Source organism: Streptomyces sp. NPDC048182, from assembly GCF_043202555.1.
Classification (GTDB): domain Bacteria; phylum Actinomycetota; class Actinomycetes; order Streptomycetales; family Streptomycetaceae; genus Streptomyces.
The window spans coordinates 126,480-139,100 of record NZ_JBIDAQ010000010.1; the positions used below are offsets into that span (position 1 = coordinate 126,480).

Consider the following 12,621-nt stretch of genomic DNA (forward strand, 5'->3'; position numbering starts at 1 on the left):
GAGGAAGTATGAGCACCGCCACCGACACGGCGGCCGCCCCCGCGGCTCCCGCAAAGAAGCGGGGATCCGGGCTCCTTAAGGGCCTGCAGAAGATCGGCCGGAGCCTCCAGCTCCCGATCGCCGTGCTGCCGGCGGCGGGCATCATGGTCCGGCTCGGCCAGGACGACATCTTCGGCAAGGACGGCCTGGGCTGGGACAAGGTCGCGGCCGTGTTCAACAACGCGGGCGGCGCCCTGACCGGCTCGCTGCCGCTGCTGTTCTGCATCGGCGTGGCCATCGGCTTCGCCAAGAAGGCGGACGGCTCCACCGCGCTGGCCGCCGTGGTCGGCTTCCTCGTCTACAGCAAGGTCCTGGAGGCCTTCCCGGTCACCGAGGCCAAGGTGCAGAAGGGCGCGGACATAGCCGCGACCTTCAACAACCCCGGTGTCCTCGGCGGCATCATCATGGGCCTGCTCTCGGCCGTCATCTGGCAGCGCTACCACCGCAAGAAGCTCGTCGACTGGCTGGGCTTCTTCAACGGCCGCCGCCTGGTGCCGATCATCATGGCCTTCGTCGGCATCGTCCTCGGCGTCTTCTTCGGCCTGGTCTGGGAGCCCATCGGCGACGGCATCTCGAACTTCGGCGAGTGGATGACCGGCCTCGGCGCCGGCGGCTCGGCGATCTTCGGCGGCGTCAACCGCGCGCTCATCCCGGTCGGCATGCACCAGTTCGTGAACACCGTCGCCTGGTTCCAGCTCGGCGACTTCACCGACACCGCCGGCCAGGTCTGGCAGGGCGACATCCCGCGCTTCCTGCACGGCGACCCGAACGCCGGCCTGTTCCAGGCGGGCTTCTTCCCGATCATGATGTTCGGCCTGCCGGCCGCCGCCATCGCCATGGCACACACCGCCCGCCCGGAGCGCCGCAAGGCCGTCCTCGGCATGATGGTCTCGCTGGCCCTGACCTCGTTCGTCACCGGTGTGACCGAGCCGATCGAGTTCTCGTTCATGTTCATCGCGCCGATCCTCTACGTGATCCACGCGGTGCTCACCGCGGCCTCGATGGCCGTCACCTGGGGCCTGGGCGTGCACGACGGCTTCAACTTCTCGGCCGGCGCGATCGACTACGCGCTGAACTGGAGCCTCGCCACCAAGCCCTGGCTGATCATCCCGATCGGCCTCGTCTTCGCGGTGATCTACTACGTGGTCTTCCGCTTCGCCATCGTCAAGTTCAACCTCCCCACCCCGGGCCGCGAGCCCGAGGAGGAGATCGAGGACCTGACCAAGGCGTGACGGCATGACGAAGGCCCCGGAACCTCACCGCGAGGTTCCGGGGCCTTCACGTGTCACTACACCTGGTACGCCACCCCCGGCGCCGCCAGCTCCACCGGCCCGGCGTACGCCGCGCGGGCGTCGGTGAGGTTGATCTGCGGGTCCGTCCAGGGCGGGATGTGGGTCAGGAGGAGGCGGCGGGCGCCGGCGCGGGACGCCGTCTCGCCGGCCTCGCGGCCGTTGAGGTGGAGGTCGGGGATGTCCTCCTTGCCGTGCGTGAAGGCCGCCTCGCACAGGAACAGGTCGGTGTCCCGGGCGAGTTCGTCGAGGACCGGGGTGACGCCCGTGTCGCCGGAGTACGTCAGCGACCGCCCGCCGTGCTCCACGCGGACGCCGTAGCACTCCACGGGGTGGGCGACGCGCTCGGTGTGCACGGTGAAGGGACCGACCTCGAAGGTGGACGGCTTGACCGTGTGGAAGTCGAAGACCTCGCTCATCGAGGACGCGGAGGGCGTGTCCGCGTAGGCGGTGGTGAGCCGGTGCTCGGTGCCCTCGGGGCCGTAGACCGGCAGCGGCGCGCAGCGGCCTCCCTCGTGCCGGTAGTAGCGGGCGACGAAGTAGGCGCACATGTCGATGCAGTGGTCGGCGTGCAGGTGGCTGAGGAAGATCGCGTCGAGGTCGTAGAGACCGCAGTGGCGCTGCAGCTCGCCCAGGGCGCCGTTGCCCATGTCGAGGAGCAGCCGGAAGCCGTCGGCCTCTACGAGGTAGCTCGAGCAGGCCGATTCCGCGGACGGGAACGACCCCGAGCAGCCGACGACGGTGAGCTTCATGGGGCGGAGACCTCCGCTGGCGGATGGGGGGAGACGGGGCGTGCGGTGCGTCGAGCGTAAGGCGCGCGGGCGCGCGTCGCTCCTCCGCCAGGGGACGTTGTGGGCGAACTCACCTGCGGTGTCACCGGTTCGGCTGGAAGTGGGGCGCACGGGGCCGCCGAGGGGGCGCGCGGTGCGGGCGCGCGCCGGTACCGTCTTCGGTATGGACAGGTCCTGGTGGCTCGCGCTCGCGGCGGTCGTCCTGCTCGCCCTGGTCGCCGCGGTGGTCGACGGCTGGGGGCGCGGCTCGCGTCCGGGCGGCCGGCGGCGGCCACCGGGGCGCCCCGCGCCGACGGGCAGACGGCCGCGGGCGGGCGAGATCTGGTGGGCCAAGGTGCCCTACGAGGACACCGACGGCGCGAAGGACCGGCCCTGCCTGGTCCTCTCGGCGCGCGGCCGGCGGGCGCTGGTCGCGAAGATCACCAGCACGCACCGGGCGGACCGCGCCGGGGTGATCCCGCTGCCCCCGGGCACCGTGGGCGACGCCCGGGGCCGCGCGAGCTACCTGGAGACCGACGAACTGCGCCGCGTCCCGCTCACCGACTTCCGCCGCCGGGCCGGGGTGCTGGACGCCGGCCTCTGGGACCAGGTCCGCCACCTGGCCCGCTGACCAGCCCGAGCCCGAGCCCGAGCAGCGCCCCCTAGGGGGCGTCTCCTGGCGGGGTCAGGCCCAGAGCTGGCCGTGCAGGGTCTCGATGGCCGCCTCCGTGGTGGCGGCCGTGTAGACGCCGGTGGAGAGGTACTTCCAGCCGCCGTCGGCGACGACGAACACGATGTCCGCGCTCTCGCCGGCCTTGACCGCCTTCTTGCCGACGCCGATCGCGGCGTGCAGCGCGGCGCCGGTGGAGACGCCGGCGAAGATGCCCTCCTGCTGGAGCAGCTCCCGGGTGCGGGCGACCGCGTCGGCGGAGCCGACCGAGAAGCGGGTGGTGAGCACCGAGGCGTCGTACAGCTCGGGGACGAAGCCCTCGTCGAGGTTGCGCAGGCCGTAGACGACGTCGTCGTAGCGCGGCTCGGCGGCGACGATGCGCACGTCGGGCTTGTGCTCGCGCAGGTAGCGGCCGACGCCCATCAGGGTGCCGGTGGTGCCGAGCCCGGCCACGAAGTGGGTGACCGAGGGCAGGTCGGCGAGGATCTCCGGGCCGGTGGTGGCGTAGTGGGCGCCGGCGTTGTCCGGGTTGCCGTACTGGTAGAGCATCACCCAGTCGGGGTGCTCGGCGGAGAGCTCCTTGGCGACCCGCACCGCGGTGTTGGAGCCGCCCGCGGCAGGCGAGGAGATGATCTCCGCGCCCCACATGGCCAGCAGGTCACGGCGTTCCTGCGAGGTGTTCTCGGGCATCACGCACACGATGCGGTAGCCCTTGAGCTTGGCCGCCATGGCCAGCGAGATGCCGGTGTTGCCGCTGGTCGGCTCGAGGATCGTGCAGCCGGGGGTGAGGCGGCCGTCCTTCTCCGCCTGCTCGACCATGTGCAGGGCCGGCCGGTCCTTGATCGAGCCGGTCGGGTTGCGGTCCTCCAGCTTGGCCCAGATCCGGACCTCGTCGGACGGCGAGAGACGCGGCAGGCGCACCAGGGGGGTGTTGCCCACCGCGGCCAGCGGGGAGTCGTACCGCATCGCCGGTCAGGCCATGCCGCCGGCCACGGCCGGCAGGATCGTGACGCTGTCGCCGTCGGCGACCTTGGTGGTGATGCCGTCGAGGAAGCGGACGTCCTCGTCGTTGAGGTAGACGTTCACGAACCGGCGCAGCTGCTCGCCGTCCACGATGCGGGCCTGGATGCCCTGGTGCCGGGTCTCGAGGTCGGCGAACAGGTCGGCGAGGGTGTCCCCGGTGCCCTCCACCGCCTTCTGGCCGTCGGTGTACTGGCGGAGGATGGTCGGGATGCGGACCTCGATGGCCATGGCTCAGGGCTCCTGTCGGAAGGTGTGATGGGGTGCGGGGGCGCGGCGCGTGGCGGCATGCGGCACTCCCGCCGCGGTGCTACGGCGTACGGCGGCGGTGGATCAACAGATGGCGCTGTTCAGCCTGCACAGGTCGACGTGCAGCCGCGCCACGAGCAGCGTGCCCGGCGACTTGTCGCTCACGTCGAGAAGAACCATGGGCTCATCGTATCGATTCCCCCTCCGGCATTCGGAGGCCCGTCTCGCGCCTCGGACGCCGACCGATCGCCTGATGAGACGACACCCCGCCGACCAGGCGTTCAGTACGCCTCGACCACCTTCACGTCCTCCTCCGTCACCGCGCCGTCCACGATGCGGAAGGAGCGGAACTGGAACTCGCCGCCGTCGGTGTCGGCGGTGGAGACCAGGACGTAGTGCGCGCCGGGCTCGCCCGCGTAGCTGATGTCGGTGCGCGAGGGGTACGCCTCGGTGGCGGTGTGGGAGTGGTAGACGATCACCGGCTCCTCGTCGCGGTCGTCGAGATCGCGGTAGAGCTTGAGCAGGTCCTGGGAGTCGAACTCGTAGAACGTGGGCGAGCGGGCCGCGTTGAGCATCGGGATGAACCGCTCGGGGCGCCCCGAGCCCGCCGGCCCGGCGACCACGCCGCAGGCCTCGTCGGGGTGGTCCTCGCGCGCGTGGGCGACGATCCGGTCGTACAGGTCCTGGGTGAGGGTCAGCATGCGGCCAGCATAAGCAAGGGGCCGATCCGTACCAGGGGGTGGTACGGATCGGCCCACATGCCGGACGTCCTGAGCGGCGGCCGGGTCGGGGGCGCCACGAGCGGCCCCGTGCGGCCGGACGTCCTCGGGGGTGGCCGTCAGCGGTCAGCGCTTGCTGAAGGCCGCGGCCTCCGGGTTGCGGCGTTTGAGCACCAGGTAGGACACGGCGAGGATCAGGCCCCACAGCGGCGCGCAGTACAGCGAGACCCGGGCGTCCTTGTCGATGCCCATCAGCACGATGACCATGCCGATGAAGGCGAGGGCGAACCAGCTGGTCCACGGCGCGCCCGGGGCGCGGAACTCCGACTGCGGGAGTTCGCCGCGGTCGGCCTTGGCGCGGTAGCGGATCTGGCAGACCAGGATGACGATCCAGGCCCACATGCCGGAGATGGTGGCGAAGGAGACCACGTAGTCGAACGCCTTGCCCGGCCACTGGTAGTTGATCCACACGCCGACCAGCATCAGCGCGGCGGAGACGGTGGTGCCGACCAGCGGGGTGCCGCTGCGGGTGAGCCTGGTGAAGAACTTCGGGCCCTGGCCGTTGAGCGCCAGGTCGCGCAGCATCCGGCCGGTGGAGTACATGCCGGAGTTGCAGGAGGACAGCGCGGCGGTCAGGACGACGAAGTTGACGATGCCGGCGCCGGCGGCCAGGCCCATCTTCTCGAAGGCGGCGACGAAGGGGCTGACGCCCGGCGAGAAGCTCGTCCACGGCACGACCGAGAGGATCATGATCAGGGCGCCGACGTAGAAGACGGCGATGCGCCACGGCACGGTGTTGATGGCCTTGGGCAGGACGGTCTTCGGGTCCTTGGACTCGCCCGCGGTGACGCCGACCAGCTCGACGGCGAGGAAGGCGAACATGACCATCTGCAGCGTCATCAGGGTGTCGCCGACGCCGTGCGGGAAGAAGCCGCCCTGGTTCCACAGGTGGGCGACGGAGGCGGTGTCGCCGGCGTCGGAGAAGCCGATCGTCAGGATGCCGGCGCAGATCAGGATCATGCCGATGATGGCGGTGACCTTGACCATGGAGAACCAGAACTCCAGCTCGCCGAAGAGCTTCACGGAGATCAGGTTGGCGCCGTAGAGGACGACGGTGAAGATCAGGGCCGACACCCACTGCGGGATGTCGAACCAGTACGTCATGTAGGACGCGGCGGCGGTGACCTCGGTGATGCCGGTGACCACCCAGAACAGCCAGTACGTCCAGCCGGTCACGAAGCCCGCGAAGGGGCCGATGAACTCGCGCGCGTACTCCGAGAAGGAGCCCGACACCGGGCGGTACATCAGCAGCTCGCCGAGGGCCCGCATGATGAGGAAGATGACCACGCCCGCGACGGCGTAGGCGAGGATCAGGCTGGGGCCGGCCTTGGAGATGCCCTTGCCCGCGCCGAGGAAGAGACCCGTGCCGATGGCCCCGCCGATGGCGATCATCTGGATCTGCCGGGCGCCGAGCCCGCGCTGGTATCCCTCGCCGCCTTCGCTGCCGTCGGCCCGCACGGCCTCGTTGCCGTCGCGATCCTGGTCGACCTGCGCTGAGGTCATGTGTGGTGCGCCTTTCTCCATGCCGACCCGGGCCTTCGCTCGGCCGCGGACCGGATCTCGATCCCCCCGGATTACTGGAGTGGTTGCCTGGCCGACGGTCGTCGGCTCGGTGGCGCACCCGGCCGGACATGGGTGGTGTCGGCCGGGCGGTCGTGAAGATGTATCACGGCCGTTCCGGCGGCCCGGGAGGGACGATGTGATCCATCCCACGGGAAGAAGCGGACAAAGCGCGCCGGGAGGGGGCAATTTCGGCCACGGAGGTGACGCGATCGTTATCCGGATTTGAGCGTCCGCTGAGCGGACGCCCCAGAGCGCCGGCCGCTCACGGCAGCAGCGTCGTGACCAGCGTCTCCTGCAGCCCGCCGAGCCACAGGTAGGCCATCACCATCGGCTTGCGCGGGTCCTCGTCCGGGAGCCGGTAGAGCAGGTCGGTGTCGTCCTCGTCGGTGATCTCCAGGCGGGAGCCGATCGCGAGGCGCAGGTCGTTCAGCGCGCCCAGCCACTGCCGGGACTCGGCCTCGGACAGCTTGAGCACCGCGCCCCCGTCGCCGGAGGAGGCGGAGTCGGAGTCGGAGGCGAGGGCGTCCAGGGCGCGGATCACCGCGAGGGCGTTCTCGCGCTTGCCGGCCCGCAGGTCGTTCTCGGTGTAGCGGCGGAACTCCGCGGAGTGCGCCCGCTCCTCCTCGGCCTCCGCGGGGCGCGGGGAGCCCTCGGGGTCGCCGTAGGCGTCGGGGAAGAGGCGGCGCAGCACCGGGTCGGAGGGCGGCTCGCTGGGGCCCTCGGCGAACAGCTCGGCCAGCGGGTCGTCGGAGGCGTCCTCCGCGGGGCCCGGGCCGATCAGCTCCAGGAGCTGGACGGCCAGCGACCGGATGATGGAGATCTCGACGTCGTCGAGGGCGACGGCCGCGCCGCCGCCGGGGAGCGCTTCGAATTGTCCGGGCATCTGAGTATCAGCCGCTACTTCCGGTCCTGCTGGAGGGTGGCCCACAGACCGTAGCCGTGCATGGCCTGCACATCGCGTTCCATCTCCTCGCGGGACCCGCTGGAGACGACCGCCCGGCCCTTCTGGTGGACGTCGAGCATGAGCTTGGTGGCCTTGTCCTTGGAGTAGCCGAAGTACGTCTGGAAGACATAGGTCACGTAGCTCATCAGATTGACGGGATCGTTGTGGACGATCGTCACCCACGGGACGTCGGGTTCGGGTACGGCGAAGACCTCCTCGGCCGATTCGGTCTTCTCGATCTCCATGGGTGCGGCTGCCGTCACAGGGCCCATGCTGCCACCTGAGGGGTCCGCACGCACAAACGAGGGCCCTAAATCGTCAGACTGACGAAATGGGGGTACGCTCTCGACATGAACACAGCGGACCTCGGGCTGCCGGTGGACGTCCCCTCCACGGCGCTCTTCACGGACCAGTACGAGCTGACCATGCTCCGCGCCGCGCTGAAGGCCGGCACGGCCGACCGGCGGAGCGTGTTCGAGGTCTTCACCCGGCGGCTGCCCGACGGCCGGCGCTACGGCGTGGTGGCCGGCACCGGGCGGGTCCTCGACGCGGTGGAGAACTTCCGCTTCGACCCGGACGTGCTGCGCTTCCTGCGCGAGCAGGACATCGTCGACGCCGAGACCCTGGACTGGCTGGCGGACTACCGCTTCCGCGGCGACATCTGGGGCTACCCCGAGGGCGAGGTGTACTTCCCGGGCTCGCCGATCATGCGGGTGGAGGGCAGCTTCGGCGAGTGCGTGCTCCTGGAGACGGTGATCCTCTCCATCCTCAACCACGACTCGGCCATCGCCGCCGCGGCCTCCCGGATGTCCTCGGCCGCCGGGGACCGCCCGCTGATCGAGATGGGCGCCCGCCGCACCCACGAGCTGGCCGCGGTGGCCGCCGCCCGCGCCGCCTACGTCGGCGGCTTCGCGACCACCTCCGACCTCGCGGCCGGTTTCCGGTACCACATCCCCACCGTCGGCACCTCCGCGCACGCCTTCACCCTGCTGCACGACACCGAGCGGGACGCCTTCCGCGCCCAGGTCGACGCGCTGGGCCGGGGCACGACGCTGCTGGTGGACACCTACGACGTCGCCGAGGCCGTCCGCACCGCCGTGGAGGTCGCCGGGCCCGATCTCGGCGCGGTGCGCATCGACTCCGGCGACCTGCTGCTGGTCGCGCACCGGGTGCGCCAGCAGCTGGACGAGCTGGGCGCCACCGACACCCGGATCGTCGTCACCTCCGACCTGGACGAGTACGCCATCGCCTCGCTGGCCGCCGCGCCGGTGGACGCCTACGGGGTGGGCACCCAGCTGGTGACCGGCTCCGGGCACCCGACCGCGTCCATGGTCTACAAGCTGGTCGCCCGCGCCGAGTCGCCCGGCGCCGACGCGCCGCTGGTGGCGGTGGCCAAGAAGTCCACCGGCGGGAAGACCTCGGTGGGGGGCCGCAAGTGGGCCGCCCGGCGGCTGGACCCGTGGGGGTACGCCGAGGCCGAGGTGGTCGGCACCGGGCCGGTGCCGGACGACCTCGCCGACCGGCAGCTCCTCGTCCGGCTCGTCGAGGGCGGCGAGGTCGTCGCCCGCGAGCCGCTGGACGCCGCCCGGGACCGGCACGTGGCCGCCCGGGCCAACCTGCCGCTCTCCGCCACGCAGCTCTCCCGAGGGGAACCCGTCATTCCGACGGAGTACGCACACGAGGGCTCGGGTAGCTAAAGCAGGTGCGACCCAGCCGCCACCGCCCAGTCGAAGGACACCGACCATGCGCCGCGCCTTGATCGTCGTAGACGTGCAGAACGACTTCTGCGAGGGGGGCTCTCTCGCGGTGGCCGGCGGTGCCGACGTGGCCGCCGCCATCACCGAGCTGATCGGTCAGGCGCCGGCCGGCTACCGGCACGTGGTCGCCACCCGGGACCACCACATCGCGCCGGGCGGCCACTTCGCGGACAACCCGGACTACGTGCACTCCTGGCCCGCGCACTGCGTCGCCGGCACGGAGGGCGTCGGCTTCCACCCGAACTTCGCCCCGGCGGTCGCCTCGGGCGCGGTGGACGCCGTCTTCGACAAGGGCGCCTACTCGGCCGCCTACAGCGGCTTCGAGGGCGCCGACGAGAACGGCACGGCGCTGGCCGCCTGGCTGCGGGAGCGCGAGGTGGACGAGGTGGACATCGTCGGCATCGCCACCGACCACTGCGTGCGGGCCACCGCCCTGGACGCGGCGCGGGCGGGCTTCCGCGCGCAGGTGCTGCTCGACCTGACCGCCGGGGTGGCCGCCGAGACCACCGAGCGGGCCCTGGAGGAGCTGCGCGAGGCGGGCGTGGAGCTGTCCGGGAAGCCGGTCGTGCAGTAGCTCACCGGGGGCGCGAGGCGGGTCGTCAGGCCGGGGCGGCCGGGGGTCTGAGCAGGGCCCGGATGGGGTGCCACAGCTCCTGGACCAGGTCCGGGCCGGCCGGCTGCGGCGCCGAGCGCCATATCAGGCCGTCCGGGTGGTGCAGGACCGCCGTGATCTCGTCCAGGGTCGGCGGGGCCGCGTTGCCCCGCAGGTAGACCGCCCGCAGGCCCAGGTTGCGCAGCCGGGTCAGGGCGCGCGCCCGGTTGCGGGCGTGGACCAGCACGCGGACGCTGCCCGCGGCCGGTGCCGGTCTCGCCAGCACCAGCGCCACCACCACGGTGCCGTTCGGCAGTCTGCAGAAGCCTCCCTGAGCCATGCGGTCATACCCCCGTGTCGGCCGGTGCCGGGGCGGGCGCCGCGGCAGGTGTCAATAAGAGAACCACGGGTGCACCTAAACACGGATCGGCGGCGACCCGCCAGGGGGTCGCCGCCGATCGCGCTCTGACCTGCGATGATGCGAACTACTTCACCGCGGGGCCGACCTCCAGCTCGATGGTCGAGCCGTCGCGGGCCTCCTTGGTGATCTTGATCTTGGTGTTGGTGTCAGTGACCTTCACGCCGCCGGTCGGGTTCGAGGCGTCGTAGTAGGTGCTGGTGTGGTCGTTGAAGACCGAGACGCCCTTCGAGGCCGGGATGCGGGTCTTCACGTCCGTCTTGTGCAGGGTGAGGCCGTCGGTGCCGTAGAGGCTGAACGGCGAGTCGTACGCCTGCATGCGGTTGCGCATCAGCGTGCCGTCGGACCACTTCAGGGCCTTCGGGTGGGCGTCGATCGGCAGGGCCAGACCGGTGCCGGGGTGCACGCTGGTGTTGTTGTCCGCCTCGGAGGTGTCCCACTTCCAGATCAGCAGGCCGTTCTGGTACGCGTAGTGCTCGACCCAGTCGGGGCGCTTGGCCGAACCGAAGTTGTACGGGCCGGTCTTGAGGGTCTTGTCGTACGAGACGTACTGCCGGTTCTCGGCTATGTAGTACTGCGCGTAGTCCTTGGTGAAGGACGCGCCGACCCGGGAGAAGCCCACGGCCGTCCAGGCGGCGTCGGCGCTCTCGGCGTCGTCGGCGAACAGGGGCGCGCCGTCGGCGGTCACCGAGATCTCGTCGGCCGTGAAGCCCTTGAGAGCCAGGCCGCCGTCGGTCTGGTAGCGGAAGCGCAGGCCGATCTTCTGGCCGGCGTAGGCGTCGAGCGGGTAGACCAGCTTGCCGTAGGCGTCGACGGTGCCGGACAGGGCGGGCTTGTCGCTGCCGTCGCGCTGGATGGGCTGCCCGTTGTAGGTGCCGTCCAGGGCCTTCCAGTTGGCGCCGCCGTCGGTGGAGACCTCGGCGTACAGGAAGTCGTACTCGGCCTCGATGTCGTACCAGCCGTCCAGGGTGAGGGCGGCGGACTTCTTGCCGGTGAGGTCGACGTTCCGGGTCAGCGTGTTCTTCAGGTCGTTGCCGCTGCCGCTCCACCACTGGGTGTTCCCCTGGGCGGGCTGGACGATCTGCGTGGTGACCGCCTTCTTCGGCAGGTTCACCACCAGGCCCTGCTTGTGCTTGGTGTTGTACTCCGCCAGGCCCAGCTTGTGCCAGGAGCTGATCCCGGCCTTGGCCGAGTCGTAGTTCAGCCAGCCCAGCTGGAGCTTGTCCCAGGCGTTCATGTCACCGGGCAGGTCGCCGATGTTGTCCTTGCCCCGGCCGAGCCAGGAGCCGGAGGACATCAGCGTCCAGAAACCGGTGGAGTTGTCGCCGCCCGCCGTGTCGTAGTGGTCCGGCAGACCGAGGTCGTGGCCGTACTCGTGGGCGTAGACGCCGAGTCCGCCGTTCTCCGGCTGGATCGTGTAGTCGCCGACCCAGAGGCCGGTGGTGCCGATCTGCGCGCCGCCCAGCTTGTTGTCGGTCGGCCCGGTGGCACCGGCGTCGCTGCCGAAGGCGTACCAGCGGTGCGCCCAGATGGCGTTGGTGCCCTCGACGCCGCCGCCGGCCGACTCGTCCTCGCCGGCGTGCACGATCTGGAAGTGGTCGATGTAGCCGTCGGGCTCGTTGAAGTTGCCGTCGCCGTCGAAGTCGTAGCGGTCCCACTGGTCGAACTTGGCGACGTCCGCCTTGATCTGGGCGTCCGTGCGGCCGGCCTTCTTCTGGCTCGCCACCCAGGCGTTCAGGCCGTCGCTGACGACGTTCCACACGCTGGAGCAGTTGGTGGAGCCGCAGGCGTTGTTGCCGTAACGGGCCTCGTTGTAGGGGACCTTGACCCAGTTCGAGACCTCGCCGTCGACCGAGTAGCGGCCCGAGGACTGCTTCTCGTAGTACTTCTTGACCGACTCGGTCTTGCTGCCGGTGCCGAAGTAGAGGTCCTGGTAGTGCTTCTGGTTGTAGTCCGCCTGCCAGGCCGTGGAGTTGTCCTTCCTGCGGTCCGGCTTGGCGATCTTGTTGTGCAGCGGGCCGGCGGTGCCGCCGTAGCGGCTGTCGACCTGGTCGCCGAACTCGACGAGGATCGTGAAGATCTTGTCGGTCTTCTCGCGGCCCAGCTCGACGTACTTGCTGTCGCCCTTGCGGCTCTTGAGCTGGACGACCCGGGAGCCGTCCTTCTTCTTCTGCACCGCGGCCTTGCCGGACAGGACCTGCTCCAGGGCCTCCTGGCGCTGGGCGTCCTGGGTGCGGCTCAGCGGGCCGTCCAGGTCGTGCGAGTCGGTGCCCTTGGCGGGCTGGGGGTCGTGGCCCTCGGCGGCGGCGGCCGGGTGGGCCGGCGCGTCCGCCTGCGCCGCGGTGGCGGCGGTGAGGGTGGCGGTGGCGGCCGCCAGCGCGACGGTGGTGGCCGCCGCTCTGAACGTCCAGGATCTACGGATCACTTGATGTTCCTCCCCCGCGTGCCCGCGCGCGGAGGGGGGACAGGACATGCGTGGTCCGCGCACACGTGGTCATCGCGTGTAGTCAAGTGACGTCATTTGACTAGAGG

At 70.8% G+C, this 12,621-nt stretch carries 14 protein-coding genes; 4 read left to right on the forward strand and 10 right to left on the reverse strand.

The genetic code is table 11. The annotated features are described in order from the left end of the window. The first annotated feature begins 8 nt into the window (after positions 1 to 8). A complete protein-coding gene (locus ACGFZL_RS20680) occupies positions 9 to 1,271 on the forward strand; it encodes a PTS transporter subunit EIIC (protein WP_393693569.1) in 1,263 nt (420 codons plus the stop codon). 56 nt (positions 1,272 to 1,327) lie between these two features. On the opposite strand, the gene ACGFZL_RS20685 is transcribed toward ACGFZL_RS20680, so the two are convergent. Next, on the reverse strand, positions 1,328 to 2,080 hold the full coding sequence (locus ACGFZL_RS20685; RefSeq protein ID WP_355165400.1) for an MBL fold metallo-hydrolase: 753 nt from the start codon (positions 2,078 to 2,080) through the stop codon (positions 1,328 to 1,330). 202 nt (positions 2,081 to 2,282) lie between these two features. Here ACGFZL_RS20685 and ACGFZL_RS20690 point away from each other — a divergent pair, with 202 nt between their 5' ends. Continuing rightward, the gene (locus tag ACGFZL_RS20690; protein ID WP_393693571.1) at positions 2,283 to 2,729 is read left to right on the forward strand and encodes a type II toxin-antitoxin system PemK/MazF family toxin; all 447 of its coding nucleotides are present in this window, start codon (positions 2,283 to 2,285) and stop codon (positions 2,727 to 2,729) included. 54 nt (positions 2,730 to 2,783) lie between these two features. Here ACGFZL_RS20690 and ACGFZL_RS20695 read toward each other — a convergent pair whose 3' ends face one another. The 7 genes from ACGFZL_RS20695 to clpS form a co-directional block, all read right to left on the reverse strand. Next, entirely contained in the window at positions 2,784 to 3,734 is a 951-nt protein-coding gene (locus ACGFZL_RS20695; protein ID WP_393693573.1) for a PLP-dependent cysteine synthase family protein, read from the reverse strand. A 6-nt stretch (positions 3,735 to 3,740) separates the two neighbouring features. Then, positions 3,741 to 4,019: a MoaD/ThiS family protein gene (locus ACGFZL_RS20700; RefSeq protein ID WP_355165394.1), complete on the reverse strand. Its 279-nt coding sequence runs from the start codon at positions 4,017 to 4,019 to the stop codon at positions 3,741 to 3,743. A 102-nt stretch (positions 4,020 to 4,121) separates the two neighbouring features. Continuing rightward, positions 4,122 to 4,217, reverse strand: a complete 96-nt coding sequence (locus ACGFZL_RS20705; protein ID WP_355165392.1) for a putative leader peptide — start codon at positions 4,215 to 4,217, stop codon at positions 4,122 to 4,124. 101 nt (positions 4,218 to 4,318) lie between these two features. Continuing rightward, the gene (locus ACGFZL_RS20710; RefSeq protein ID WP_393693576.1) at positions 4,319 to 4,738 is read right to left on the reverse strand and encodes a Mov34/MPN/PAD-1 family protein; all 420 of its coding nucleotides are present in this window, start codon (positions 4,736 to 4,738) and stop codon (positions 4,319 to 4,321) included. Between the two features lie 144 nt (positions 4,739 to 4,882). Next, entirely contained in the window at positions 4,883 to 6,319 is a 1,437-nt protein-coding gene (locus ACGFZL_RS20715) for an amino acid permease (RefSeq protein WP_393693578.1), read from the reverse strand. 322 nt (positions 6,320 to 6,641) lie between these two features. Beyond that, on the reverse strand, positions 6,642 to 7,262 hold the full coding sequence (locus ACGFZL_RS20720; RefSeq protein WP_393693580.1) for a DUF2017 domain-containing protein: 621 nt from the start codon (positions 7,260 to 7,262) through the stop codon (positions 6,642 to 6,644). A gap of 14 nt (positions 7,263 to 7,276) precedes the next feature. Next, positions 7,277 to 7,594 carry an ATP-dependent Clp protease adapter ClpS gene (gene clpS / locus ACGFZL_RS20725; RefSeq protein ID WP_355165384.1) on the reverse strand — a complete coding sequence of 106 codons (318 nt, stop codon included), beginning with the start codon at positions 7,592 to 7,594 and terminating at the stop codon, positions 7,277 to 7,279. 78 nt (positions 7,595 to 7,672) lie between these two features. Between clpS and ACGFZL_RS20730 the strand changes: the two genes are divergently transcribed. Continuing rightward, complete coding sequence (locus ACGFZL_RS20730) at positions 7,673 to 9,019, forward strand: nicotinate phosphoribosyltransferase (protein ID WP_393693582.1); 1,347 nt, start codon at positions 7,673 to 7,675, stop codon at positions 9,017 to 9,019. A 46-nt stretch (positions 9,020 to 9,065) separates the two neighbouring features. Beyond that, positions 9,066 to 9,653, forward strand: a complete 588-nt coding sequence (locus tag ACGFZL_RS20735) for an isochorismatase family protein (RefSeq protein ID WP_355165380.1) — start codon at positions 9,066 to 9,068, stop codon at positions 9,651 to 9,653. 25 nt (positions 9,654 to 9,678) lie between these two features. Here the strand turns inward: ACGFZL_RS20735 and ACGFZL_RS20740 are convergent, their stop codons facing one another. Both ACGFZL_RS20740 and ACGFZL_RS20745 read right to left on the reverse strand, forming a co-directional pair. Continuing rightward, positions 9,679 to 10,011: a hypothetical protein gene (locus ACGFZL_RS20740; protein ID WP_355165378.1), complete on the reverse strand. Its 333-nt coding sequence runs from the start codon at positions 10,009 to 10,011 to the stop codon at positions 9,679 to 9,681. A 145-nt stretch (positions 10,012 to 10,156) separates the two neighbouring features. Next, complete coding sequence (locus ACGFZL_RS20745) at positions 10,157 to 12,514, reverse strand: immune inhibitor A domain-containing protein (RefSeq protein ID WP_393693585.1); 2,358 nt, start codon at positions 12,512 to 12,514, stop codon at positions 10,157 to 10,159. Positions 12,515 to 12,621: the final 107 nt, after the last annotated feature.

What these genes read in the sequence shown, in the direction of transcription:
- ACGFZL_RS20705 (WP_355165392.1), bottom strand. Translation starts at nt 4,217, where the DNA reads ATGGTTCTTCTCGACGTGAGCGACAAGTCGCCGGGCACGCTGCTCGTG.
- clpS (WP_355165384.1), bottom strand. Translation starts at nt 7,594, where the DNA reads ATGGGCCCTGTGACGGCAGCCGCACCCATGGAGATCGAGAAGACCGAA.
- ACGFZL_RS20735 (WP_355165380.1), top strand. Translation starts at nt 9,066, where the DNA reads ATGCGCCGCGCCTTGATCGTCGTAGACGTGCAGAACGACTTCTGCGAG.
- ACGFZL_RS20695 (WP_393693573.1), bottom strand. Translation starts at nt 3,734, where the DNA reads ATGCGGTACGACTCCCCGCTGGCCGCGGTGGGCAACACCCCCCTGGTG.
- ACGFZL_RS20720 (WP_393693580.1), bottom strand. Translation starts at nt 7,262, where the DNA reads ATGCCCGGACAATTCGAAGCGCTCCCCGGCGGCGGCGCGGCCGTCGCC.
- ACGFZL_RS20710 (WP_393693576.1), bottom strand. Translation starts at nt 4,738, where the DNA reads ATGCTGACCCTCACCCAGGACCTGTACGACCGGATCGTCGCCCACGCG.
- ACGFZL_RS20680 (WP_393693569.1), top strand. Translation starts at nt 9, where the DNA reads ATGAGCACCGCCACCGACACGGCGGCCGCCCCCGCGGCTCCCGCAAAG.
- ACGFZL_RS20690 (WP_393693571.1), top strand. Translation starts at nt 2,283, where the DNA reads ATGGACAGGTCCTGGTGGCTCGCGCTCGCGGCGGTCGTCCTGCTCGCC.
- ACGFZL_RS20700 (WP_355165394.1), bottom strand. Translation starts at nt 4,019, where the DNA reads ATGGCCATCGAGGTCCGCATCCCGACCATCCTCCGCCAGTACACCGAC.
- ACGFZL_RS20715 (WP_393693578.1), bottom strand. Translation starts at nt 6,319, where the DNA reads ATGACCTCAGCGCAGGTCGACCAGGATCGCGACGGCAACGAGGCCGTG.
- ACGFZL_RS20685 (WP_355165400.1), bottom strand. Translation starts at nt 2,080, where the DNA reads ATGAAGCTCACCGTCGTCGGCTGCTCGGGGTCGTTCCCGTCCGCGGAA.
- ACGFZL_RS20730 (WP_393693582.1), top strand. Translation starts at nt 7,673, where the DNA reads ATGAACACAGCGGACCTCGGGCTGCCGGTGGACGTCCCCTCCACGGCG.
- ACGFZL_RS20740 (WP_355165378.1), bottom strand. Translation starts at nt 10,011, where the DNA reads ATGGCTCAGGGAGGCTTCTGCAGACTGCCGAACGGCACCGTGGTGGTG.